The 21,849-nt window shown below is 42.6% G+C and carries 27 protein-coding genes and 1 pseudogene; 11 read left to right on the top strand and 17 right to left on the bottom strand.

Going from position 1 to position 21,849, the window contains the following annotated elements; all coding sequences use genetic code 11:
• Positions 1-3: 3 nt before the first annotated feature.
• A pseudogene (locus MUN53_RS01810) lies at positions 4-178 on the top strand (IS982 family transposase); the annotation flags it as partial.
• A gap of 101 nt (positions 179-279) precedes the next feature.
• Here MUN53_RS01810 and MUN53_RS01805 read toward each other — a convergent pair.
• The 13 genes from MUN53_RS01805 to MUN53_RS01745 all read right to left on the bottom strand — a co-directional run bounded on the left by MUN53_RS01805 (position 280) and on the right by MUN53_RS01745 (position 14,164).
• A complete protein-coding gene (locus MUN53_RS01805) occupies positions 280-1,410 on the bottom strand; it encodes a 6-bladed beta-propeller (protein WP_243323159.1) in 1,131 nt (376 codons plus the stop codon).
• Between the two features lie 97 nt (positions 1,411-1,507).
• Positions 1,508-2,491: a PCMD domain-containing protein gene (locus tag MUN53_RS01800; protein ID WP_394803023.1), complete on the bottom strand. Its 984-nt coding sequence runs from the start codon at positions 2,489-2,491 to the stop codon at positions 1,508-1,510.
• A 17-nt stretch (positions 2,492-2,508) separates the two neighbouring features.
• Entirely contained in the window at positions 2,509-3,612 is a 1,104-nt protein-coding gene (locus MUN53_RS01795) for a sulfotransferase family protein (RefSeq protein ID WP_243323158.1), read from the bottom strand.
• Positions 3,613-3,756: 144 nt separating this feature from the next.
• The gene (gene cysN, locus MUN53_RS01790) at positions 3,757-5,190 is read right to left on the bottom strand and encodes a sulfate adenylyltransferase subunit CysN (protein ID WP_243323157.1); all 1,434 of its coding nucleotides are present in this window, start codon (positions 5,188-5,190) and stop codon (positions 3,757-3,759) included.
• A gap of 16 nt (positions 5,191-5,206) precedes the next feature.
• A complete protein-coding gene (gene cysD, locus MUN53_RS01785) occupies positions 5,207-6,115 on the bottom strand; it encodes a sulfate adenylyltransferase subunit CysD (protein WP_022455805.1) in 909 nt (302 codons plus the stop codon).
• Between the two features lie 11 nt (positions 6,116-6,126).
• Entirely contained in the window at positions 6,127-6,759 is a 633-nt protein-coding gene (gene cysC, locus MUN53_RS01780) for an adenylyl-sulfate kinase (protein WP_243323156.1), read from the bottom strand.
• Positions 6,760-6,784: 25 nt separating this feature from the next.
• Positions 6,785-8,335 (bottom strand): SLC13 family permease, encoded by a 1,551-nt coding sequence (locus MUN53_RS01775; protein ID WP_243323155.1) that lies wholly within the window; start codon positions 8,333-8,335, stop codon positions 6,785-6,787.
• A 111-nt stretch (positions 8,336-8,446) separates the two neighbouring features.
• Positions 8,447-9,265 carry a 3'(2'),5'-bisphosphate nucleotidase CysQ gene (gene cysQ / locus MUN53_RS01770; protein WP_243323154.1) on the bottom strand — a complete coding sequence of 273 codons (819 nt, stop codon included), beginning with the start codon at positions 9,263-9,265 and terminating at the stop codon, positions 8,447-8,449.
• A 704-nt stretch (positions 9,266-9,969) separates the two neighbouring features.
• Positions 9,970-10,314, bottom strand: coding sequence for a 50S ribosomal protein L20 (rplT, locus tag MUN53_RS01765; protein WP_022455800.1), 345 nt, complete (start codon positions 10,312-10,314; stop codon positions 9,970-9,972).
• Between the two features lie 98 nt (positions 10,315-10,412).
• On the bottom strand, positions 10,413-10,610 hold the full coding sequence (gene rpmI, locus MUN53_RS01760) for a 50S ribosomal protein L35 (protein WP_022455799.1): 198 nt from the start codon (positions 10,608-10,610) through the stop codon (positions 10,413-10,415).
• Positions 10,611-10,682: 72 nt separating this feature from the next.
• The gene (gene infC, locus MUN53_RS01755) at positions 10,683-11,285 is read right to left on the bottom strand and encodes a translation initiation factor IF-3 (protein ID WP_243323153.1); all 603 of its coding nucleotides are present in this window, start codon (positions 11,283-11,285) and stop codon (positions 10,683-10,685) included.
• A gap of 50 nt (positions 11,286-11,335) precedes the next feature.
• Complete coding sequence (thrS, locus tag MUN53_RS01750; RefSeq protein ID WP_243323152.1) at positions 11,336-13,276, bottom strand: threonine--tRNA ligase; 1,941 nt, start codon at positions 13,274-13,276, stop codon at positions 11,336-11,338.
• Between the two features lie 675 nt (positions 13,277-13,951).
• A complete protein-coding gene (locus tag MUN53_RS01745) occupies positions 13,952-14,164 on the bottom strand; it encodes a hypothetical protein (RefSeq protein ID WP_130085190.1) in 213 nt (70 codons plus the stop codon).
• 621 nt (positions 14,165-14,785) lie between these two features.
• On the opposite strand from MUN53_RS01745, the gene MUN53_RS01740 reads away from it, so the two are divergent.
• The 10 genes from MUN53_RS01740 (at position 14,786) to MUN53_RS01695 (ending at position 18,732) form a co-directional block, all read left to right on the top strand.
• The gene (locus MUN53_RS01740; protein ID WP_103004167.1) at positions 14,786-15,133 is read left to right on the top strand and encodes a molybdenum ABC transporter ATP-binding protein; all 348 of its coding nucleotides are present in this window, start codon (positions 14,786-14,788) and stop codon (positions 15,131-15,133) included.
• Positions 15,130-15,345 (top strand): hypothetical protein, encoded by a 216-nt coding sequence (locus tag MUN53_RS01735; protein ID WP_103004125.1) that lies wholly within the window; start codon positions 15,130-15,132, stop codon positions 15,343-15,345. Before MUN53_RS01740 ends, MUN53_RS01735 begins: the two co-directional genes overlap by 4 nt.
• A 12-nt stretch (positions 15,346-15,357) precedes the next feature.
• Complete coding sequence (locus MUN53_RS01730) at positions 15,358-15,579, top strand: hypothetical protein (RefSeq protein WP_103004126.1); 222 nt, start codon at positions 15,358-15,360, stop codon at positions 15,577-15,579.
• A 21-nt stretch (positions 15,580-15,600) separates the two neighbouring features.
• Positions 15,601-15,849: a DUF6926 domain-containing protein gene (locus MUN53_RS01725; protein WP_103004127.1), complete on the top strand. Its 249-nt coding sequence runs from the start codon at positions 15,601-15,603 to the stop codon at positions 15,847-15,849.
• Positions 15,850-15,862: 13 nt separating this feature from the next.
• Entirely contained in the window at positions 15,863-16,285 is a 423-nt protein-coding gene (locus tag MUN53_RS01720) for a PcfK-like family protein (RefSeq protein WP_103004128.1), read from the top strand.
• Complete coding sequence (locus tag MUN53_RS01715) at positions 16,282-17,547, top strand: PcfJ domain-containing protein (protein WP_103004129.1); 1,266 nt, start codon at positions 16,282-16,284, stop codon at positions 17,545-17,547. Before MUN53_RS01720 ends, MUN53_RS01715 begins: the two co-directional genes overlap by 4 nt.
• Before the next feature lie 11 nt (positions 17,548-17,558).
• On the top strand, positions 17,559-17,780 hold the full coding sequence (locus MUN53_RS01710) for a DUF3873 domain-containing protein (RefSeq protein WP_103004130.1): 222 nt from the start codon (positions 17,559-17,561) through the stop codon (positions 17,778-17,780).
• Entirely contained in the window at positions 17,777-18,022 is a 246-nt protein-coding gene (locus MUN53_RS01705) for a DUF6956 domain-containing protein (RefSeq protein ID WP_103004131.1), read from the top strand. The genes MUN53_RS01710 and MUN53_RS01705 overlap by 4 nt, the downstream gene beginning before the upstream one ends.
• Positions 18,023-18,079: 57 nt before the next feature.
• Positions 18,080-18,394 carry a hypothetical protein gene (locus MUN53_RS01700; RefSeq protein ID WP_103004132.1) on the top strand — a complete coding sequence of 105 codons (315 nt, stop codon included), beginning with the start codon at positions 18,080-18,082 and terminating at the stop codon, positions 18,392-18,394.
• A gap of 116 nt (positions 18,395-18,510) precedes the next feature.
• The gene (locus MUN53_RS01695) at positions 18,511-18,732 is read left to right on the top strand and encodes a DUF7688 family protein (RefSeq protein ID WP_103004133.1); all 222 of its coding nucleotides are present in this window, start codon (positions 18,511-18,513) and stop codon (positions 18,730-18,732) included.
• A 45-nt stretch (positions 18,733-18,777) separates the two neighbouring features.
• On the opposite strand, the gene cap12 is transcribed toward MUN53_RS01695, so the two are convergent.
• The 4 genes from cap12 to MUN53_RS01675 all read right to left on the bottom strand — a co-directional run bounded on the left by cap12 (position 18,778) and on the right by MUN53_RS01675 (position 21,848).
• Positions 18,778-19,716 (bottom strand): CBASS system CD-NTase-associated NAD(+) hydrolase Cap12, encoded by a 939-nt coding sequence (gene cap12, locus MUN53_RS01690; protein ID WP_021824954.1) that lies wholly within the window; start codon positions 19,714-19,716, stop codon positions 18,778-18,780.
• On the bottom strand, positions 19,713-20,750 hold the full coding sequence (locus MUN53_RS01685) for a hypothetical protein (RefSeq protein ID WP_021825084.1): 1,038 nt from the start codon (positions 20,748-20,750) through the stop codon (positions 19,713-19,715). Before MUN53_RS01685 ends, cap12 begins: the two co-directional genes overlap by 4 nt.
• A gap of 82 nt (positions 20,751-20,832) precedes the next feature.
• Positions 20,833-21,348 (bottom strand): glycoside hydrolase family protein, encoded by a 516-nt coding sequence (locus tag MUN53_RS01680; protein ID WP_103004134.1) that lies wholly within the window; start codon positions 21,346-21,348, stop codon positions 20,833-20,835.
• Complete coding sequence (locus tag MUN53_RS01675; RefSeq protein WP_103004135.1) at positions 21,348-21,848, bottom strand: DUF3872 domain-containing protein; 501 nt, start codon at positions 21,846-21,848, stop codon at positions 21,348-21,350. Before MUN53_RS01675 ends, MUN53_RS01680 begins: the two co-directional genes overlap by 1 nt.
• Position 21,849: the final 1 nt, after the last annotated feature.

Here is a 21,849-nt window from a genome sequence, read left to right as displayed (position 1 = left end):
TTTATGTATAAAAAGTTGTATTCACTGTTGATATTTAGCGAATTAAAGGCAATAAAAGCTTTTAATAGACAAATATCGTATGCACAACATATATGCAATATTCGCAAAATTTCTGAACATATGCAAGTTGGTAGCCGGCAATTTAGGCTATGAATCAGGAAATGTACCAAGAAACGGCCGACAAAGCCAAAATTATAATCCGACTATAAGTTACTTTACTGAATCAAGAAGTACCTACATAGATAACTCAAGCATTAAATCAAAAGTCACCGAGCCTTCTCATTCCCCATCTTTTCTAAAATAATACTTTATCAAGCACGGATTATCATCTTCCCTACGCGACAAAAGTTTTGAGTAGTCTTGTTCTGACAAAAAAGGACACAAATAAGTATAATCATCAAAATTTAATTTTGAAACAATGTAATCTTCTGTAAATAGAAGAGGATTTATACTTAATTTTTCAGCCAACTTTTCAAAGACAAACGTACTACCGTCTTGTTTTCTATAAAACACATTAATATTCTTGTTCGCTGTACCTAAACCTTTTTGCAGAGATACATAATAATATATATCATTTTCCCGATGAAATTTCATGCAAAAAGGGAGTGTTCCATCAGACAAATCTTTAATCAGCTCATCATTTCGTTTTCCCTCATTTTCAATCAAACGATATTTTTGCAACATTTCATCATCAATGCCTTCTTTACCAAAATCCCAACAATAAACAGGATGTACTCCTTTTTCTGTCAACCTATAGACTATATTTTGGTATGCCGTAGCAAAATACACATTCTCATTGTATTCATAAAAAGGATTCAAATTACCCATATCCAAAATACGATCGTTCCTCCAAAAACCACTGACGGTATTTAAAGAGTCTTTTCCAACAACTGTAATTCCATCCTCATCTTCTCTCACACACGACCAGAAAGCCCACTTGTCCGAGCCAAGAGAAGCAACGGCAAAATAATTAGGCTTGGCAGGTAACACATCTTGCTTGATAAATTTTCCACCTAAATCATACATTCCCAGATGCCCGTTGGGACTCAACAAGCCTATAGTCTGTTGTTTTTTATCAACCATAAAATCACTTATCAACAAATGATCTCCTGGACCACTACCCCATTGGGATATTTGTTTAACAAACGCCCCTTTCTCATCAAACACATATAACGCAGGACGCCTACTATCGAAAATATACAACAAACTATCAACTTGTACGATTTTCTCTACATCCACCAACAAACAACTGTCAGACGTCTCCAGAGGTATTATCTCTATTTTCGAGAACAAGTCTTCGAAAGAGACTGCAGAAGAATGTAAATCTACAGAGAGTGTCTGTATTTCATTTTCATGTCTAGACGTACATGCAAACAACAACATCAAAAATAGTCCTAATACTTTTTTCATACGTAATTTTTAAACACTCTACATAGATTGTAGAACCAAGTTACACTAATTCAATTCTGCCAACAGATATATTTTATTATTTTACTTTCAGTTCTAATCAATAAACCAATTTCACATTATCAATCCAGAATGTATTTCCCGGCGAACCAATATAAGCCCCGCCATGGCTGGACACAAACTGAAGGATCATGTGCGTCGGTGTCTCATTCTTGTCAGCCCAACCTACTTCGTGAATAGGAACACTTTCACCTTTGCTGTTGGTTGTATAGCGTTCTTCCACTTGAATACGCATATAATCTTTATAGGCCGAATCTTTCGTTATATCTCCATATAATATCGGATAAGTTACATTATTTACCCATCCGTTGCTTGATTGAGCATATCGCTGAACCATCGTCCCAACTCGTTTGCAGAATACATTCCCGTCTTTGTCTTCCCAACGCTTCTGCAAGAACAAGACTACTGCAACCGAATCCTGGCCCGGCACGGTTGTCTTCCGGCTGAATCCCGTACTACGCACCCGCTTGTGTTCCGGCATCACTTTCACCTTATAGTCGAATTGTAAGGCTTTCGGACGTTTCGTAAAAGGAATACCGCTCAACAACATGCTTTGCGGATTCTTCGTTCCCTTTATCGGTTCGTGAATACAGCCCAGGAATACAGAACCGGCAGCTACCACTTCAATATCTACTATACCGAAAACCTTCACCTTTTCCATACGAGTCTCCATGCGGGCACACCAGCCAGTTCCACGACGTTCCGGAAATACCGATACATTCGTCTTGACAATACCGGCTACTTTCGCCATCACATTCGAGTTAGCCCAAGGAGAACCGCCTTTATTCGCATACGGAATATTTCCTTTTATGGTATCATGCGGTGCAATTTCATAAAGCAACTTCGTTTCACCTCCGATAATTGCCGACTCAGAAATCTCGCGAACCACCCATTGATCCATATCACCATATAAGAAAGGTACAACCTTTTCATCCGAGGTTTGTTCTCTCTCACCGGCAGCCCAGCTTCCCTGACAAAGGAACAAGCCCAACATTATCCAGCAAACATATACATACTTTTTCATTGCATTCAGCCTATTTATTACAAAGAATAATTCCATTTCTCCAAAGCCATGCCCCAGTTTTCCTCAACAGTATGCACAGTTGCTTCTTCATACTTATATTTATTCTTCTTGTATCCTTTCTTTTTCCCCAGATATTGGGCAATCTGGTCTTTTGACTCTTCAAAACCGGGCAGGTTTAACCGCTTGTAAATATCTTCAGTTATACCGTATGCATCCTGTTCGAAGTCCTCGAATTTCAGCTCAACCAGATTTCCTTCCGGAATCAGCGATTTCTCTTCCTCGAATTTATAGAACAGACGCTTATAGACTTCCACAAAACTATGTATCAGCTCTTCATCCGAAATAGGTTGCAGTTTAAGCGGCTTGATCGTATTGATGAAAAAACTGCGTGTACTTTCAAAGACTGTATAAGGATTACGTTTCAAGTAAATAAACTTGGCGTTCGGAAACATTTCCAACAAGGTCTTTACTCGTCCGGTATGTGGAGGATTCTTGCTTAAATACTGGGTTCCGCCTGTATTATGCAAAGATATCTTGACAAGCTTCAGAAAAGCCTTCATAAAGATCTGGCGTTCTTCTTCCGTGATTGTATCAAACAAAAGATATTTATCGCAATATTCCAACATCTTTTGCGGGAAGAACCAGAAGTTATAATACGTATAAGGCATCATATTGGAAAGGGCAAACTCTTCTTCCTGCGGAAGATCCACCTTCAATTCCATATTGTCGGTCGGACGATGATCGGGCATCAGGAAAGACATATTCTTCTTGAAGAAAGGCTGTCCCCACAACATCAGGTTCGGAAATACAGTCTGATAAGTCGTTGTATAACCGAAATGCTTATCACAAGCAAAAACATTATGCACGAAAGTTGTACCACTCCGCCAATGGCCTAAGATGAACAACGGATCCATTTCCAACGGCTGGTTTTCTAATTTTGCGTAACGACCGTCTTCAAAAGGTTTCAATAAACTCAACAGCCTGCAAACGGCTTTCGTTAACCTAAACTTGGCTTTGTACTCATCGCCTATGACTTGCCCGTCGGTTATCTTCTTAAAGGTATCCCAATCGGCACCTACCAATGTATTAATCGGTAGCTTATCAAACTGAAGTAATCCCATGTTTTATCCTCAAACTAGTGACCTTCTAGCTTTAGCACAATTGTCGAAAAGCTTTTTGACAACTGTGATAAAGCTTTTCGACAGATGTGCTAAAGCTTTTCGACATCTGTCAAAAAATTAAAAGGTCGTATTATTTATATCCATTCACTTAATAATCCGCAACTCAATACCCCGGCTTTCGATCTCCTTGCATACTTTCTCGACAGCCTCGTAATGCTCCGGATTGATTCCCATTTCCGGTAAATTCAGCGTAATGACATTGCTTTCATTTTCAAGAACCAGCTGGTTATCGTCCACCGGATTCAAGATCATACCAACCGCCGACGTGTTGTTGGTAATCGGATCAATCAAGATAAAAGAACCGGTCTGCTTGTTAGCTGCATAAGAGTCAAAGAACAATTCTTTATTCGTTGAAATGACTACTTTCCCGATTTCATTCAGTTCGAGATGATCAACAGCCGACTGTTCCATCGTATTGACGTTGACTTTATACCGGATTGTATCGATCCGTGCTCGCGTAGTATTGGTGGTCTGTTTCAGATAGAACTGCTTGTTTGTATCCATCGCTTCTTCATCCATCCAGACTAACATCGCTTCGAAGCCTCGTTTTTCTACCGGAAGATCATTCGGATGTACCAGCATCTCACCGCGAGATACATCAATTTCGTCTTCCAAGGTCAAAGTAACGCACATAGGAGGAAAAGCCTCTTCGATTTCGCCTTCGTAAGTAACGATGCTCTTCACCCGAGATTTCTTTCTGGAAGGCAAAGCCATTACTTCATCCCCTTTACGGATTACACCGCTTGCCACTTTTCCGCTAAACCCGCGGAAGTCCAGATTCGGACGCAAGACATACTGCACGGGGAAACGGAAATTCTCGTAATTCCTATCTTTATCAATGGGCACTGTTTCCAGAAAATCCAACAATGACGGACCTTCGTACCAAGGAGTGCGGTCACTTTTATCCACCACATTATCGCCATCCAAAGCAGAAAGAGGGATACAGGTTACATCTTCGATACCTAAAGGCTGGACAAAAGCCTGATAATCGGAAACAATCTTATCGAACACCTGCTTGTCGAAATCAACCAAGTCCATCTTATTGACTGCCAAAACCACGTGACGGATTCCCAACAAAGAAACCAGATAAGTATGTCGACGGGTTTGTGTGATCACACCCGTACGGGCATCCACCAGAATGATCGCCAAGTTAGCTGTCGAACCTCCGGTAATCATATTCCGCGTATATTGTTCATGCCCCGGAGTGTCGGCAATAATGAACTTACGGTTATTGGTACTGAAATAACGATAAGCGACATCGATTGTAATACCCTGTTCGCGTTCGGCCTTCAAACCGTCGAGCAACAAGGCATAATCAATATGTTCTCCGGCATTTCCCATACGTTTGCTGTCGCGTTCCAACGCATCCAGCTGGTCTTCATACAGCTTTTTACTGTCAAACAACAGACGACCAATCAACGTAGATTTACCATCATCCACCGATCCGGCAGTCAGAAAGCGCAATAAGTCTTTCTGCTCATCTTTATCCAAATAGTCCTTTATATTTAATATAGCCATAACAAACTCCTCTTATTTAAAAATAGCCTTCGCGTTTCTTTTGCTCCATGCTGGCATCCTGGTCGAAATCGATGACACGCGTTGTACGTTCACTCTTCGTTGTCGTCATCATTTCTTCCACAATCTTTTCGATCGTATCGGCCTCACTCTCGACAGCTCCGGTCAAAGGCCAGCAACCCAAGGTACGGAAACGCACTTTACGCATTTGGATCTTGTCACGATATTGTTCCGGCAGACGATCATCATCAGCCATAATCAGATTGCCGTCGATCTCTACAATCGGACGCTCCTTGGCGAAGTATAACGGAACAATAGGAATATTCTCCAATCGGATATACTGCCAGATATCCAGTTCTGTCCAGTTAGACAATGGGAACACACGGATACTTTCTCCTTTATGAACGCGAGTATTGTAAATATCCCACAATTCCGGACGCTGATTCTTCGGATCCCACTGGTGGAACTTATCACGGAAAGAGAAAATACGTTCTTTCGCACGACTCTTCTCTTCATCCCGACGGGCACCACCAAAGGCGGCATCAAACTTATATTTATCCAACGCATGCAATAAGGCCTGCGTCTTCATCAAATCGGTATGGACTTTACTTCCGTGCGTAAACGGACCAACACCAGCCTTAAACGCTTCCATATTCGACTCAACAATCAGATTCCAACCGTACTTCTTGGCATAATTGTCACGAAATTCGATCATCTCCTTAAACTTCCACTTTGAGTCAATGTGCATCAACGGGAACGGAACCTTACCTGGAGCAAAAGCCTTTTCTGCCAGACGAACCATAACCGATGAGTCTTTACCAATAGAATAAAGCATAACAGGATTTTCAAATTCGGCAGCCACCTCACGAATGATATAAATCGCCTCGGCTTCCAGTTCCTGCAAATGACTTAATTTATAATCAGACATAACCAATATCTTTATTTTCTTATTTTCGGTAATATTATTTCCAATAACTGATTCACAGATTCTTCCAGCGTCAGGACGGAAGTATCCAATGATAAAGCCGGATGCTCGGGAGCTTCAAAGGGAGCTGAAATACCGGTAAAGTTAGCGATCTCGCCTTTCCGGGCTTTAGCATACAAGCCCTTCACATCACGACGTTCACATTCTTCAATCGGAGTACTTACATAAACTTCCATAAAATCGTCTTCCCCAATAATTGAAGCAGCCATTTTCCGAATATCATTATTCGGACTGATAAATGCGGCCAATGTGATAACACCTGTATCAACAAAAAGTTTACCTACTTCGGCTATCCGTCGGATATTCTCTACCCGATCAGCGGCAGAGAAACCTAAATTATTATTGATTCCACTACGAATGTTATCTCCATCCAAAATCCGGCATAGCAAACCTCGTTTATGTAATTCGCGTTCCAACGCAATGGCAATCGTGCTTTTACCTGAGCCGCTCAGTCCGGTAAACCAGACCATCAGACCTTTCTGATGCAGAAGCTCTTCTTTGTCGGCACGACTCATCATCCTATCAAAAATAGGATATACATGATTCGGATTATCGGTTCCCGTATATCCTTTTTCTTTTATATCCATATTCACTTTTCCTATTATCTTCTAGTTAAAACTTCCAGATCTGAGGGATCAGAAAAACCGAGATCAGGAAGGTTATTATATTCAAAGGCAGACCAACTTTTACAAAGTCCATAAACTTATATCCACCTACACCTTGCACGATTAAGTTCGTCTGATAACCGATCGGCGTACTGAAACTGGCCGAAGCTGCCATACATATCACGACAAAAAACGGTTTCGGATCAACACCCAACTGGGAAGCAACCGACAGCGCAATCGGAAAACTCAATGCTGCCGCAGCATTGTTTGTAATTAATTCCGTAAAGATATTTGTAATGATAAATATAATAGCCAGCAAAGCATAAGGTCCCAAATCATCAGCCATACTGATAATATGCTGGGCAATCAAAGAGGCAAAACCTGAATTTTCCATGGCTTTACTAATACCGAAAGCACAGGCAATGGTTATCAGGATATCCCAAGATATGTATTTGGTATATTTTTTAGGAGGGAATATTTTCGTCCACGCCATAATAATCGTGGTTATACAAACGAAGAAGAACATATCCAGTTTCATATTCGGAATCATTTCCTTTACAACCGGTAATTCACCCACCGTTGCACCTACAATCATAAATATAAGTAATCCCAATGCCAGCCATCGTTTCTTGGCAGAAACAGGTTCCTGACTATCTTTCCCATTCGCCAACATCAAGAACACACTTGATTCACCCCAAGTCGGAATGAAAGAATCATCAGCCCAAAGAATCAAGGTATCACCTTCATTCAGTCGAACCTTATCCAAATTATGGGTATAACGACGACCGCCGCTGATGACTTCTTTGACAATCGCTCCGTAATGGCGGGTAAAATTAAATGCGCCCAATGTCTTGTTAATACCAGGGAAACGGGCTCCCAAAACGGCTTCTACCCGATGCAGACCGGTATGTTGTTCTTCATCATCATCCAAAACAGAATCAGACCGGTCTTCCGGCAATAAGAATTTAGAGAATGCAAAAAGATAAAGAATACCGGCTATTGCCACAAACACACCAACCTTACCCAGTTCAAACATGGTAAAGCCTTCAAAACCGGCTTCCAAGATCATCCCATGCACAACCAAGTTGGTTGATGTACCAATCAGCGTACAAATTCCACCTAATATCGTGACAAAAGAAAGAGGTATCAGAAACTTTGTAGCCGGCAGTTTGACATACTCGGCCCATCGCTTTATTATCGGAGCAAAGATAACAACTACGGGAGTATTATTCAGGAAAGCAGAAATAAAAGCAATCGGCGGCAACATACGCAGCTGAGCTTTAAAGACTGTTGTATGATGCTGCGGAAGCAATTTCTTGATCAATTGCCCTAACGCTCCACTCTGTCTTATTCCTTCACTCACCAGGAAAAGCATCCCGACTGTAATCATCCCTTTGTTGCTGAAGCCTTCCAACATTTCCTTCGGGGTAAGAATACCCGCGCACAGAAATAAAACGACGACAGTCAACAAGATCATGCCCGGACGCATTTTGTCCATGACAAGAGCTGTAATCATTCCGATTAAAGCTAAGAATACAAATACTACTTCAAAACTCATTGTTTTTCCTTACTTCTATTCAGACGAAGTGCAAACTTACATAAAAAATTTGGAATTAAACGGATGAGTTTCAAATACACCTCTATTTTTCAGAAAATGACACAGACAAAATTACTTATTCACCGGCTTCACTACAAACCAAGGATTCAACAAATTCTCTTTATTATATGACAATGGTGTCTTTTCGTCAATGTGATAAACCTCACAACCGGCAGCTTTAGCTATTGCATGACCGGCAGCCGTATCCCATTCCATTGTCGGAGCAAAACGAGGATAAACATCAGCCGAACCTTCTGCAACCAGACAAATCTTCAAACTACTGCCACTGCTAATCAAAGTCACCGGCTGACCTTTCTTCCGTAAATTATCAATATACCGTGTCGTATCTTCCGTCTGATGTGAACGTGAAGCCACCACAACTATACCTTGATGGAACATAGCCGACGGCAGACGAGAAGCATTCTTCTTCAGTACATCCATAGAAGGCTGGTTAGCACTGTCAATATCCATCAGTTTATAAGCTCCAATAGATTCACAAGCAAAATATAATTTTTTGCGAACCGGCACATAAATTACTCCCAGCACCGGCACATTTTTATGTACAAGAGCTATATTGACCGTAAACTCTCCATTACGTTTGATAAACTCTTTGGTTCCATCCAGCGGATCAACGACCCATAAAGTCTCCCACGTCTTCCGCTCTTCATAAGGACATTGCTTTTCTTCTTCACTTAAAATCGGAAATGGAGTAACAGAAAGAGCAGAAACAATAATCCGGTTAGAAGCCTTGTCGGCTAAAGTCAATGGAGAATTATCCTCTTTACGTTCAATTCCAAAATCAGAATTAGGATCAGTATAAATATCCATGATTGATTTGCCGGCATCCAAAGCTGCCCGAATAGCTATATATAAATACTTAACGAAGTCCATAGTGCGATAAAATTAATGTATAAAACAAATATACTAAAAAAATACGTTATGACTCGAATATCACTACTTTTTTAACGCATAACAACAAAAAGTCATTTTTAATAGCGAATCATTACCTGAAAAGTACATACAGTCATATCAAAAAGAAATGAAGATACGCATAAAAAAAGGGATTACCTTTTGAGGTAATCCCTATATGAATGAAAGCCGCACCGTAGATATGAATAAACTCCGTATGACAGGATTTGAGTGCCATGCCACCTTTGTAATCCGCCGTGCTAAGCATACCCCGAAGGGCGCGGCCCGCCATTAGTGACAAAAGCTATGTCTCGGAATTATTATAATTTGATGAGTTTCCCAATCGAACAAGTGCGGCTTAACTCTTTAAGCTCGTTTGATTGTATTGCAAATATATACTTTTATTTTGATTAAACCAAATATTATATAGAAAAAAATACACAAGAACTAGCAACAAAATAAACGAAAAACGAAAACGATTTTCAAGAGTTTTGTTTTTAATTCTCACTGATTTCTCTTCTGCCTTTTTCCTATTTATAAATCAACAGTTTAAGTTTCTCTAAAACATTATCCGACAAATTCAGAATAACAAGGAAGCAATATTTAGCAATAGGCACCGAATATAAAAACAAAAAGGATCTACCTTTTACAGACAGATCCTTTTCTTATCCTAAGAAATTCAATTCTTACTTTACTTTAGCAACGATAGCCTTGAAAGCTTCAGGATGATTAACAGCCAAATCGGCCAACACCTTACGGTTGATTTCGATACCTGCAGCGTGCAAAGCACCCATCAAACGAGAGTAAGACATACCTTCCAGACGAGCAGCAGCATTAATACGCTGAATCCACAAAGCACGGAAGTTACGTTTCTTGTTACGACGGTCACGGAATGCATACGTTAAACCTTTTTCCCATGTATTCTTTGCTACGGTCCAAACATTTTTACGAGCACCGTAATAACCACGGGTAAGTTTCAAAATCCGTTTTCTTTTTGCTCTTGAAGCAACATGATTTACTGATCTAGGCATAATTCTAATCTGTTTTGAATGTTAGCGTCATCTTTTACGATGATCTTTTTAGCTAATACACTCGGTTAATAAAAATCTAAAAAAACTCGCTCTAATAATTACTTCATGCAAAGCAATTTCTTTACACCGTTTACATCAACACCGGCAACAATACCAGTATGAGTAAGATTTCTCTTCTGCTTTTTAGTCTTCTTTGTCAGAATGTGACTTTTAAAAGCGTGTTTTCTCTTGATTTTTCCTGTTCCGGTAAGGGCAAACCTCTTTTTGGCACCGGAATTAGTCTTCATCTTAGGCATTTTCCAATCTATTTTAATTAATTAAACGATCATTTCCCAAAAGGAAATGTTTATTCTATTTCATTATTTATACTATTCTTCGCTATCACTTGCATCACTCGCTGTATTTTCAGCAGGAGCAGCAGATTTCTTGGCAGCTTTCGAAGAACCGGCGCCTTTTTTCGGAGTTAAAACGATAATCATTCGCTTACCTTCCAAAAGAGGCATCTGTTCTACACGACCGTAATCTTCCAAGTCATTAGCAAAACGGAGCAATAAAACTTCACCCTGTTCCTTAAACAAAATAGAACGTCCTTTAAAGAATACATAAGCTTTAACCTTAGCACCTTCTTCCAAGAAGCCCTTGGCATGTTTCAACTTAAAGGCATAATCATGATCATCCGTCTGAGGTCCGAAACGAATTTCTTTCACAACGACCTTCACAGATTTTGCCTTCTGTTCTTTCTGACGTTTCTTTTGTTGGTAGAGGAACTTCTGATAGTCAATCACTCTACAAACGGGGGGCGCAGCATTGGGTGAAATTTCAACCAGGTCTAACCCTTGATCTTCGGCGATTTTAAGTGCCTGTGATGTGGGATAAACTCCCTGCTCTACATTATCACCGACTAAACGAACTTCACGAACACGAATTCGTTCATTAATTCTATACTGCTCTTTTGAATTGTCAATCTTCATTCAAAAATGTTTTATTCTCCTCGTTATTTTGTTAATTAAATCTTCACTTTTTACCAACGATTGATCATTTCCTCAACCTCGTTATTCAAAAGCGCTGCAAAGTTAGTAATTTTCATCGAACCTTTATCACCTTCGCCCTGTTTTCTTACAGAAACTTCTGCATTTTCTGCTTCTTTTTCTCCAACAATCAGCATATAAGGGATACGTTTCATCTCGTTGTCACGAATTTTACGTCCGATTTTCTCATTTCGGTCATCAACCAAGACACGGATATTCTTTTGCTTCAGTTCGCGAGCCACATTCCAAGCGTATTCATTAAAGCGCTCACTGATCGGCAAAATAACTACCTGATCCGGAGTCAGCCATAATGGGAATTTACCGGCAGTATGTTCAATCAATACGGCAACAAAACGTTCCATTGAACCAAATGGTGCACGGTGAATCATAACTGGGCGATGTTTCTTATTATCTTCTCCCGTATATTCCAGTTCGAAACGTTCCGGCAAGTTATAATCTACCTGGATCGTACCCAACTGCCAACGACGACCAATGGCATCTTTCACCATAAAGTCCAACTTCGGACCATAGAAAGCTGCTTCACCATATTCTATTTTAGCAGGCAAACCTTTTTCTTCACAAGCTTCGATAATAGCCCGTTCTGCCTTTTCCCAGTTTTCTTCGCTACCGATATATTTTTCCCGGTTCACTTTATCCCGCAATGAAATCTGAGCTTCAAAGTTCTTAAAGTCCATCGATTTAAAAACAATTGAAATGATATCCATTACACGGATAAATTCATCTTTCACCTGATCCGGACGACAGAAGATATGAGCATCATCCTGCGTAAAGCTACGTACACGAGTCAAACCATGCAACTCACCACTTTGTTCATAACGACATACCGTACCAAATTCAGCCAAACGCAAAGGCAGATCCTTATAAGAACGCGGAGAATTTTTATAGATCATACAGTGATGAGGACAGTTCATCGGTTTCAGGAAATATTCTTCACCTTCTTCAGGTGTATGGATCGGCTGGAAAGAATCTTTTCCATACTTCGCATAGTGTCCTGAAGTAATATACAATAATTTATTACCAATAGGCGGACACATGACTTCCTGATAATCATAACGAGCCTGGATACGGCGCAAGAAATCCTGCAAACGCAAACGCAAAGCAGTACCACGCGGCAACCACATCGGCAATCCTTTACCTACTGTATCCGAGAACATAAACAGATCCAGCTCTTTACCAATCTTACGATGGTCACGCTTCTTAGCTTCCTCTAATAAAGTCAAATACTCATCCAAAAGCTTCTTCTTCGGGAAAGTAATGGCATAAAGACGAACCAATTGCTTGCGTGTTTCATCACCACGCCAATAAGCGCCTGCAGCACTTAAAACCTTAACGGCTTTTATATAAGATGTATTCGGAAGATGCGGACCACGACACAAATCGGTAAATGCGCCTTGTGTATAAGTTGTAATCTTACCGTCTTCCAATTCATTGATCAACTCAACTTTATACTCTTCGCCTCTGTCGCCAAACATCTTCAAAGCATCAGCCTTGGAAATATCTGCACGAACAATAGCTTCTTTCTTTGCTACCAATTCCATCATCTTGGCTTCGATAGTAGCAAAATCACTGTCTTTAATAACAGTTTCACCCGGATCTACGTCATAGTAGAATCCATTTTCAATGGCCGGACCGATACCGAATTTAATGCCAGGGTACAACTCCTGCAAAGCTTCAGCCATCAGGTGGGCACTTGAATGCCAGAAAGCATGCTTACCTTCTTCATCATCCCACTTGAACAGTTTTACAGTTGCGTCCTGATGAATAGGACGTGTCAGGTCCCAGACTTCACCGTTTACACTTGCAGCCAATACTTCCTGAGCCAAACGAGAGCTGATGCTTTCAGCAATCTGCATGGCTGTTGTTCCTTCTGCATATTCTCTTACGGAATTATCCGGAAATGTAATTTTAATCATAATCTGTTCACTAAAATATTTTTTCTTTACAGCCCACAAAGTTAATATCTTTTTTGAACAGATAAAAGATTTCAAAAAAAAGTTTGATCATTATTCGTATCTTGCATTGGATAATCAAAAAACTTATATCTGATTGAGTATCAGATTGGAATGAAGGAGTTACGGATTTATGGTAACGATTTAGCGAAAGTGCAAGTGCACTGATATTCTGTGATTTACTTCGCCTCACAACTCTGTATGCAAAGGTACACTTTTTATTCGGGTACCCCAAGGAATTGCTCATTTTTCTGTGTTTTGAGCGTGATTTCTTGACCTGTTTGTTACTGTTCTTCCGTAAAAGTGAATTTTCCTGTAGGAAAGGCGTTGGCTGAAACGAGTTCAGACAACCTCTTTCCTACTATGGCATATCCGAAAGGAATGTCCGCTTTTGAAGCCTAAACTCTCGTTTAGACAATCGGCAAGCGGACAACCCTTTCATGGCTATGCGAGAGAGGTACTTTTACGGGGGCTTGCCGTTTCTTTTTTTGTTGTTCCTCTTGTCGCAAATGAAACCGTGCTGATGATTCACCCTTACATGGTAAGGGTCGGTCATCGGCACTGGCGGCATGGCTGAAAGAAAGTCCGTATATCCGCATCAAACCGAAGGTTTGACGATGGATGTGCGGATTATCTTTCTTACGGCACAACCGCCTTTACCACTTGCGCCTTTTGTTTCTTGTTGAAAGCGGAACAGGGATAGGTACAGCCAACCACTTGCCACTCACGAGTGAGCCACAAAAGGTTGTCCGTACCGCCGAAGCCTGAGAAGAATGTCCGTATGTGTCTGTCCGAGCAAGTCGGATAGGCATATACGGACACACTTCTTTTGTGGGGCTTCAGTTTGTTCACGCTTTCATACTCTATCCTCTCTATATTTCTTTTTGTTGAAAGCGGAACAGGGATAGGTACAGCCAACCACTTGCCGCTCACGGGTGAGCCACAAAAGGTTGTCTACACCGCCGAAGCCGGAGAAGAATGTCCGTATGTGTCTGTCCGAACAAGTCGGATAGGCATATACGGGCATACTTCTTTGTGGGGCTTCGGCTTGTTCACGCTTTCAAGCAATTCTCCAAGTTAGAGTACGTTTTCTTTTCTCATGCAGTTCCGCATTTTGAAGATGTTCCATTCAATCTGCCTCTTGTTACGCTTACCTCCATTTTGCGACTTCCAGACGACGCATCAGGTGGTCATTCTCGTTCGGCTGCAAAGGTAACTCCGGGATTTGCCGGAAAAGCAAGGTCAAGCCTCCTGTTTTGCGAGAAAAATCTCCAGCCCTACGGGTAGTATTTTTCCCGAAAAACCTTGCATTTCCGAATCCCTACCTTGATGGGGCAACCGAAACGAAAACGACCGATGCGACAGGAAGACGCATAAAAAAAATGTCGGATAACCGAGAGGCAGATAAGAAGTTTTGAAACTCAACTCCCTCAGCTCTTGGATCCGCATATAAAAATTAAAAACAGAACGGATATGACAACAACAATGGCAACCAAATTCGTCGAATGGGAAGTTCCAGAACTGGACACCCTGCAAGACAGCAAGGTTTACAGACTCCGCAACAAACTCAACAACGGAGGAAAGATGAACCGAGAGGAGAAGGATTGGCTCACGCACAATGTGAACTTCAACACCTACTTCACGACCGCAGTCCCCCTCATGGGGTGGAATTTCGACTTCTCCGATGTGCTCCGCCCCTACCTTGTGTGCCAATACGGAAGGTGGAGCGAGTATCAGGCTGCGGACAAGACGGCACTGAGAAACGTGATTTACGGCAGGATAGACAACATCGTGGAACTTCAAAACGGCAACAGACAATGACAGCAGCAATGGACATCAGACAGACGGCACACTACATGGCGGTAGCAATATGCACCCTCATCGTACAGGCGTTCCTATGGCTCATAGGCATCCTTTGGAGCGTCATCAGAGAGATTGTGAACGGAGTGTTCCGAGTAGTGGTAAGCGTGATAGTGCTCATGCTCTCCCTCATCACCTTCTTCGGGCTTCTCCTTTGGTTACTCACCCTTTAACACCCTACGGCAATGGCAAAGAGAACAAGCAAGACGGCAGCGCAGCAGTGCAGGTACTACGAGGTGGACAACATCTTCGAGTATATGGTGGAAACCTACATCAACGGCAACCACAGCACGTTCAGCGAATTGTACCACGAACTGAACAAGGAGGCACGGCAGGACTTCGTGGAGTTCCTATTCAACGAGGTCAATCCGCAGTACCACAGAGAGATTATCAAGCGAATGTTATAACCCCTATAAACAGACAGCGATATGAACAGAACAACAGAGAAGATACCCACATGGAGTTTGTGCTACCTCATCAATGGCGATGCAACAGCGCTGACAGACGAGGAAATCCGAATGGTGGACGAGTGGGTCAGCCAATGGCAGGTGGAAATCGTTTCGCCCCTCATGGACGAGGACGGCAATACGCACCCCTATTTCAGCCACTACCCCCTCTTCGGACTGCCCACCGAGGTGGAGGACTGCGAGATACTTTACAAGAACAATAACCTATAAAACAGCAAGCGACATGAAAGGAACAGACCATTTCAAGAAAACGATACAGATGTACTTGGAGCAGCGTGCAGCGGAGGACGAACTCTTCGCCAAGAACTACCGCAACCCTGCCAAGAACATCGACGACTGCGTGACCTACATTCTGAACTATGTGCAGAAGAGCGGCTGCAACGGCTTTTCGGACGGAGAGATTTACGGACAAGCCGTACACTACTATGACGAGAACGAGATAGAGGTAGGCAAGCCCCTGCAATGTCAGATAGCGGTGAACCACGTAGTGGAACTTACCGCAGAGGAAAAAGCGGAAGCACGTCAAAAGGCAATCCGCCAATACCAAGACGAGGAACTGCGCAAGATGCAGAACCGACAGAGAGCAAGGGCAGCCAAGCCAAAGACTACCGAAGTACAACCCTCCTTATTCGATTTTGAAGTATGAGACCGAGAAACAAGTTTGAGAAAGCGGTGCTTGCCGAGAGCAGGCACCTGCACCCCATCAGCAAGCGACAACTGAAATGGGCGTTCCGTGAGTGCGTGGACCACTATGCCTACCGGCAACCCAAAGGACGCACCACCTGCATGGACTGTGGACACACATGGCAGACAGACGGCACAGCACGCACCTGCACCTGCCCCCACTGCAAGGCACGTCTGCAGGTGAAGAACACCTTGGAGCGCAAGTTGCAGCAGAAGCAGTATTTCACCCTACTCACCACCTGCGGAGAGTATCAAGTGCTGCGCATGTACCTCCTCATCGTGGAAATGGAGAAAGGCTGCAAGGCTACTCCCACCGCCCTTGAAATAGGCGGCTATTGGTGGAACAGGCAGGGCAAGCGCACCATCGTAGCCATACAGCGCACGTTAGGCAGGTACATAGACACCTTCACCTTTGCCTCCCCCATGGCAATCCGTGGCGACAACCTTGCCTACCAGCATATCGCCCACATGCCCATCTGCCCCGAATACAAGGCGGTGGACAAGCTGCGCAGGAACGGCTTCCGTGGCGACTTCCACGACATCGTACCCACGAAACTTATTCCTGCACTCTTGTCCGACAGCCGTGCGGAAACGCTGATAAAGGCAGGGCAACACCCCATGCTGCGCCACTACCTCAACTCCTCCTGCAACATGGAGGACTATTGGGCATCCGTGAAAATCTGCATCCGCAACGGCTACACCATTCCCGACGGCTCTCTATGGTGCGACACGATAGACCTCCTGCGCCACTTCGGCAAGGACATACGTCAGCCGAAATACGTCTGCCCGACCGACCTCAAAGTCCTCCACGACAAGTTGGCAGCGAAAAGGCAGGAGCAATTGCAGCGAGAGCGGACAGCAGAGGAGCGAGCGCAGGCTATCAAGGACGAGAAGAAGTTCCTCAAAGAGAAAGGCATGTTCTTCGGACTTGTGTTTGCCGATGAACTCATCTCCGTCAAGGTGATAGAGAGCGTAGAGGAAATGATATTGGAGGGCAAGGCAATGCACCACTGCGTAGGCACGTACTACAAGCGAGCCGACTCCCTCATACTTTCAGCCACCATTGACGGCAAGCGCATCGAGACGATAGAGGTGTCGCTGAAGACCCTCCAAGTGGTTCAGAGCCGAGGCGTGTGCAATGCCAACACCGAGTATCACGACCGCATCATCAATCTTGTAAACAGCAACATCAACCTTATCCGTCTGCGGATGAAGGCTGCGTAATAGAAACGATTATGACTACACAAATGACCATCAACGGACTCAGTACCTGCACAGCGGCAGGTACTGAGAAGTACGAGAGATTTCAATCGGGTATCGGCAGACGCAAGCGTACCCTTGTGCAATACGACTACCGCCACACGGACGGAGAACTTTTCTCCTGCGTGAAGCCCACGTTGGACGAGTGCCTACAGAAGCGTAACGAGTGGCTGAAAAGGAAGGAGGACAGACTATGAGCGAGACCTATCAAACACTGATTGTCAGGTTCTGCGAGCCAATCACTACATTGGACGGAATGTTTGACGATGCCGAAGCATGGGGAGTGTCCACCTTGAAAGAGTGGATAGACAACTACGAGAGCAGCCGTTTTACCGCCATTGACCGCCATACGGCAGTCATCACGAGCGAGTACAACATGGAATGTCTGAAAGAGTGGTTGGAGAAGTACACATCTATCACTGAGAAATTAGAGTATTGAGAAATTCACTTGCGTTTAGGCGGTGTCCGCACCGCCTAAACCTAAAACCAAAAGGCAATGAATACGATAGCACGGACTATATTGGAGCAGATAGGCGGCAAGCGTTTTGCCGTCATGACAGGCAGCAGGGATTTTGTGGATATGGGCAACAGACTGCGCATGAGCCTTGCGAGGAACAAGACCAGTGCCAACCGCCTTGACATCATCTATGATGCAGGGACTGACCTCTACAACATGCGTTTTTTCCGCAAGACGTTCAGCAAGAAGACCTTCGAGAGCAAGGCAATGGACGTAGAAGTACATGAAGGCATCTTCTTCGATATGTTGGAAGAGGTCTTTACGCAAGTGACGGGACTCTATACGCACTTTTGATATGTGGGCGGCGCAAGCCGCCTACTTTCTTTCATGAGCAGGGCAAGCGGAAAAGAAAGTAGCAAAGAAACCTTTGTGCCAATCTACGATCGTATTCACAAAAACAAATTTTAATCATGGAAACAATCAGACAGAACGAAAAAATCATCTTGCACAGCAATGACGGAATAAGCATAAAGATGATTTTCAGAAACCTCACGGGCAGAAATTTTCAAGATCAGGAATATGTGGAATATATCCGGCATATCGCAATCAGGGACATGGGATTCTCTCCCGGCATTATCGAGCATTGCAAGGATGATGAGGTAATCGGTAAAGGAACAATCCCGAATGTATGAAAACTAAAACTCCGATGAAGCCGTAACTTCATCGGAGTTTTAGTTTTATTCAATTATTACACATTCTCTACAAAAGGCATCCTCGTTGATTAATAGTTGCAAAACTCTTCGAAAATTATTCATCTCATTCTCTTCGGCAAGTTCTTGTTCGATTTTCTTCCCTATATGTCCTACACGGAAATACATGTCGATTGCCTTGTCTATACCCGTTAAAATAGTTGGCATATCATAGATTTCTAAAGAATCGTCACCATCTTTTGTCGCAAAATGAATAGGGTAACTTCTTTGTTTTGTGTCAATCTTAGTCTCTTTTAACCCCAATTTCTTGTAATACAACATCGCACTCTTTTTAATATCTGCATCAAGAGAGTTCGGCATCACAATTTTTAAGATACCCTTGTCGTATTTGATGCCGTCAATCTCCAATCCAGGCGTGTTTTCTGTAAGCCATTCTGCTGCAAGTTTTACAAATCCTTCAAAATAAGAAATTGCTAAAACGGTTGATGGCAAGAGTCCTAAATGCCCAAGATTAATATTTTCGTCAATTTGTTTTTTTAATTTAGCCAAACCTATTTCCAGTGAATCTGTAGCTACTTTATTTCCCTCTGCATCAAATTTCACTTCATACCGTGTGTTAGTTATACCTAACAAATCGGTAGGTATTTTTGCTTCTTGTTGAGCTATTACAAATGCTCGATCCAATCCTACACGACCAAGGAAAAGACCATATTCAAATAAGACATTATCACGGGCTGATTCAAAATGTGTATCTCTGACAATAAGTTCGTCATCAGCAGAAAATACCATAAAACCGAAATCAAATAGACTGGCAGATTTAACCAATGTTTCTAAAAAAGATTCATTGTTCTTAAAGATATTGTCAGTCCAAAGATAACAATCGTAATTCTCCTTAAAAAAGTCTTTAACTCGTTTAGCTACGTCAAGACCTTCGCTTGACGAACCGATAAATATTCTTGGTTTCATATATTACCTAAATCCTTATTTATTTTATAAACTTCGTCTTCCAATACTTTTAATGCCGCAAGTTTTTCTGGCTTATCTTTAAAAACATATTCGTTTCCAACCACTGACTTCAGGTCATCTTGCTTGCCGTCATTCCATAAATGGAACATCGTATGCCACAAGATATAAACCAAATCCTTGTATTCTTTTTGTACGTAATCTTGTACTGGTATTGAGTAGCAGATAGCATTGATTTCAAAACTTGTAAGTGGGATATCTTTCTCAGAATCTGTACGAACATTTTTTAGAAACCTGATCATTCTTTTCAAACGTCCATTTGTATCTGCACTTCTTTGGTTTATTCTTGATATGCTTAGAAACGGATAATCCGGTCCTTCAGAAAGTCCAGTGCTTTTATTATATATTTTTATGCCACGTTCATTCTCTGGCATTCCATCCAATACATAATCCAATGATTGAAACCATGATGATGTTACAATATCTACATCTCGATGAAGATTTTGATTAGTAATTTTCACAGCCTTTGGCTTTGATGTGTCACATATAGTATATGTACGTGACATTATCTTTTCAATCTGTGTCCGCAAGGATGCCATATCCTGAGAACTATTTCCCTCATATTGAGAAAATGAGTTATCGAACTGACACAATCTGCCAATTTGACAGTCATTATATTTCCATGTTTTCGCTAATTCTTGTCTTACCTTAAAAATGTCTGTTCCGACAAATTTCTCACATAGTACAAGCAAGTCTATATCACTAGCTCCCCTTATGTGTGTATCTGTCATAACAGAGCCTTGGTATTCATACGATACATTCGTTAGAGATTCTCTCAGATGCTGTTTAACGACCTCCCCTGCGGCTTTGGTACGTTTTGTGTATTCATCATCAACCGCCTTCATTGCACGCATTACATACCTTGCCACATCTTTATCATATGCAGACTCTCCACTGAACATCCTTTGCTCTACGAGCACTGAAGAATCTGGATTGTATCGATTATTTATTTGTCTCAGTTTTTGGGAATAATCCATATTTTTACGCTTTTATTACAAAAAGTGCAAAAAGCGTGCCAAATGACAAAATGGCACGCCTAACTATTATTTATCAGTTCTTTTAAGGCTCGTACAGTAGCGCAAACTCCGCCTTCCTGCGTTTGAGCAGCATCTTGTGCCGTTTCCCCTTGTAGTTGCAGAAAGCGATGTACTCCTGATAGATGTTGCGGTCGCCAGCCTCTAACTTCCTTATCAGCGTGCTTTTGGGTATCTTGTTGCTTCCCAAGAGCCGATATGGTCCGACATTGTAGGCAAGTGTGGCAAGCAAAAGAGAATCTTTCCCAAACTTGCGGAACATGGCACAGAACTTCCGCAAATCCTTCCGCAGCAACGCCTCGCCCTGCTTGCGTGTCATAGTTCTTGCGGAATACCTTTCGCCCGGTTGGAGTTGGTGACCATACCCGACGTACGGATAGTGCCTTTCTGTATGCCATCCCTCGAAGAACTTGATGCAGCGCACTGCCCTCTCAAAACGGGGCAGGCGATATATCCTTGCCGTTTCTGTGCGGTCGCCCTGTGCAGACAGAGGGCAGACCGTCAGGAACGAACAAAAGATAGCCATGAATATCCGCATCATCACGATAAAGGCTTGAAGTTACTGATGGGGACAACAGACAGCGTATCGTCCTTCGCGTTCTGGTTGTTGAAGTCAAACTCCAACTCGTAGGCATTCCCGAAATTATCCTCCACCACCACGATGAAGTTCTGTGCCTCGCTGCATCCCGATGTGTAATACAGGCGGAACTTCTCATTTTCGAGCAGATAGCGGTCGTTGGGCAGGAACGTAATGCCATTGTCCATTTTCAGCGTGCCCTCACCTTCAAACTGGAAATAGCGGATGGTGTAGAGCGCATTGGCATAGTTGCCCTCCTTCTTCATCTCGCAGCGGATTTCTACTGTCTGCCCCTTCGTCACCTTGTTGGGCACGGGCATCGTCTCCACCGTGAACGGATAGGACTGCTGTATGTCCAGCTCGTCGTCGCAGGAGGCGAGGAAACACCCCATCAGCCCCATGAACAGGACGGTTGCCATACTCATAAATCTTACTCTCAGATTCTTGTTGTTCTTGATATTCATT

The sequence above is a fragment of the Parabacteroides faecalis genome, assembly GCF_022809355.1.
Taxonomy (GTDB): Bacteria; Bacteroidota; Bacteroidia; order Bacteroidales; family Tannerellaceae; genus Parabacteroides; species Parabacteroides faecalis.
This window is presented reverse-complemented; position numbering and strand designations above follow the sequence as displayed.

Coding starts and splice junctions, on each gene's coding strand:
- MUN53_RS01805 (WP_243323159.1), bottom strand. CDS start 1,410: ATGAAAAAAGTATTAGGACTATTTTTGATGTTGTTGTTTGCATGTACG.
- MUN53_RS01800 (WP_394803023.1), bottom strand. CDS start 2,491: ATGAAAAAGTATGTATATGTTTGCTGGATAATGTTGGGCTTGTTCCTT.
- MUN53_RS01795 (WP_243323158.1), bottom strand. CDS start 3,612: ATGGGATTACTTCAGTTTGATAAGCTACCGATTAATACATTGGTAGGT.
- cysN (WP_243323157.1), bottom strand. CDS start 5,190: ATGGCTATATTAAATATAAAGGACTATTTGGATAAAGATGAGCAGAAA.
- cysD (WP_022455805.1), bottom strand. CDS start 6,115: ATGTCTGATTATAAATTAAGTCATTTGCAGGAACTGGAAGCCGAGGCG.
- cysC (WP_243323156.1), bottom strand. CDS start 6,759: ATGGATATAAAAGAAAAAGGATATACGGGAACCGATAATCCGAATCAT.
- MUN53_RS01775 (WP_243323155.1), bottom strand. CDS start 8,335: ATGAGTTTTGAAGTAGTATTTGTATTCTTAGCTTTAATCGGAATGATT.
- cysQ (WP_243323154.1), bottom strand. CDS start 9,265: ATGGACTTCGTTAAGTATTTATATATAGCTATTCGGGCAGCTTTGGAT.
- rplT (WP_022455800.1), bottom strand. CDS start 10,314: ATGCCTAGATCAGTAAATCATGTTGCTTCAAGAGCAAAAAGAAAACGG.
- rpmI (WP_022455799.1), bottom strand. CDS start 10,610: ATGCCTAAGATGAAGACTAATTCCGGTGCCAAAAAGAGGTTTGCCCTT.
- infC (WP_243323153.1), bottom strand. CDS start 11,285: ATGAAGATTGACAATTCAAAAGAGCAGTATAGAATTAATGAACGAATT.
- thrS (WP_243323152.1), bottom strand. CDS start 13,276: ATGATTAAAATTACATTTCCGGATAATTCCGTAAGAGAATATGCAGAA.
- MUN53_RS01740 (WP_103004167.1), top strand. CDS start 14,786: ATGACAACAACAATGGCAACCAAATTCGTCGAATGGGAAGTTCCAGAA.
- MUN53_RS01735 (WP_103004125.1), top strand. CDS start 15,130: ATGACAGCAGCAATGGACATCAGACAGACGGCACACTACATGGCGGTA.
- MUN53_RS01730 (WP_103004126.1), top strand. CDS start 15,358: ATGGCAAAGAGAACAAGCAAGACGGCAGCGCAGCAGTGCAGGTACTAC.
- MUN53_RS01725 (WP_103004127.1), top strand. CDS start 15,601: ATGAACAGAACAACAGAGAAGATACCCACATGGAGTTTGTGCTACCTC.
- MUN53_RS01720 (WP_103004128.1), top strand. CDS start 15,863: ATGAAAGGAACAGACCATTTCAAGAAAACGATACAGATGTACTTGGAG.
- MUN53_RS01715 (WP_103004129.1), top strand. CDS start 16,282: ATGAGACCGAGAAACAAGTTTGAGAAAGCGGTGCTTGCCGAGAGCAGG.
- MUN53_RS01710 (WP_103004130.1), top strand. CDS start 17,559: ATGACTACACAAATGACCATCAACGGACTCAGTACCTGCACAGCGGCA.
- MUN53_RS01705 (WP_103004131.1), top strand. CDS start 17,777: ATGAGCGAGACCTATCAAACACTGATTGTCAGGTTCTGCGAGCCAATC.
- MUN53_RS01700 (WP_103004132.1), top strand. CDS start 18,080: ATGAATACGATAGCACGGACTATATTGGAGCAGATAGGCGGCAAGCGT.
- MUN53_RS01695 (WP_103004133.1), top strand. CDS start 18,511: ATGGAAACAATCAGACAGAACGAAAAAATCATCTTGCACAGCAATGAC.
- cap12 (WP_021824954.1), bottom strand. CDS start 19,716: ATGAAACCAAGAATATTTATCGGTTCGTCAAGCGAAGGTCTTGACGTA.
- MUN53_RS01685 (WP_021825084.1), bottom strand. CDS start 20,750: ATGGATTATTCCCAAAAACTGAGACAAATAAATAATCGATACAATCCA.
- MUN53_RS01680 (WP_103004134.1), bottom strand. CDS start 21,348: ATGATGCGGATATTCATGGCTATCTTTTGTTCGTTCCTGACGGTCTGC.
- MUN53_RS01675 (WP_103004135.1), bottom strand. CDS start 21,848: ATGAATATCAAGAACAACAAGAATCTGAGAGTAAGATTTATGAGTATG.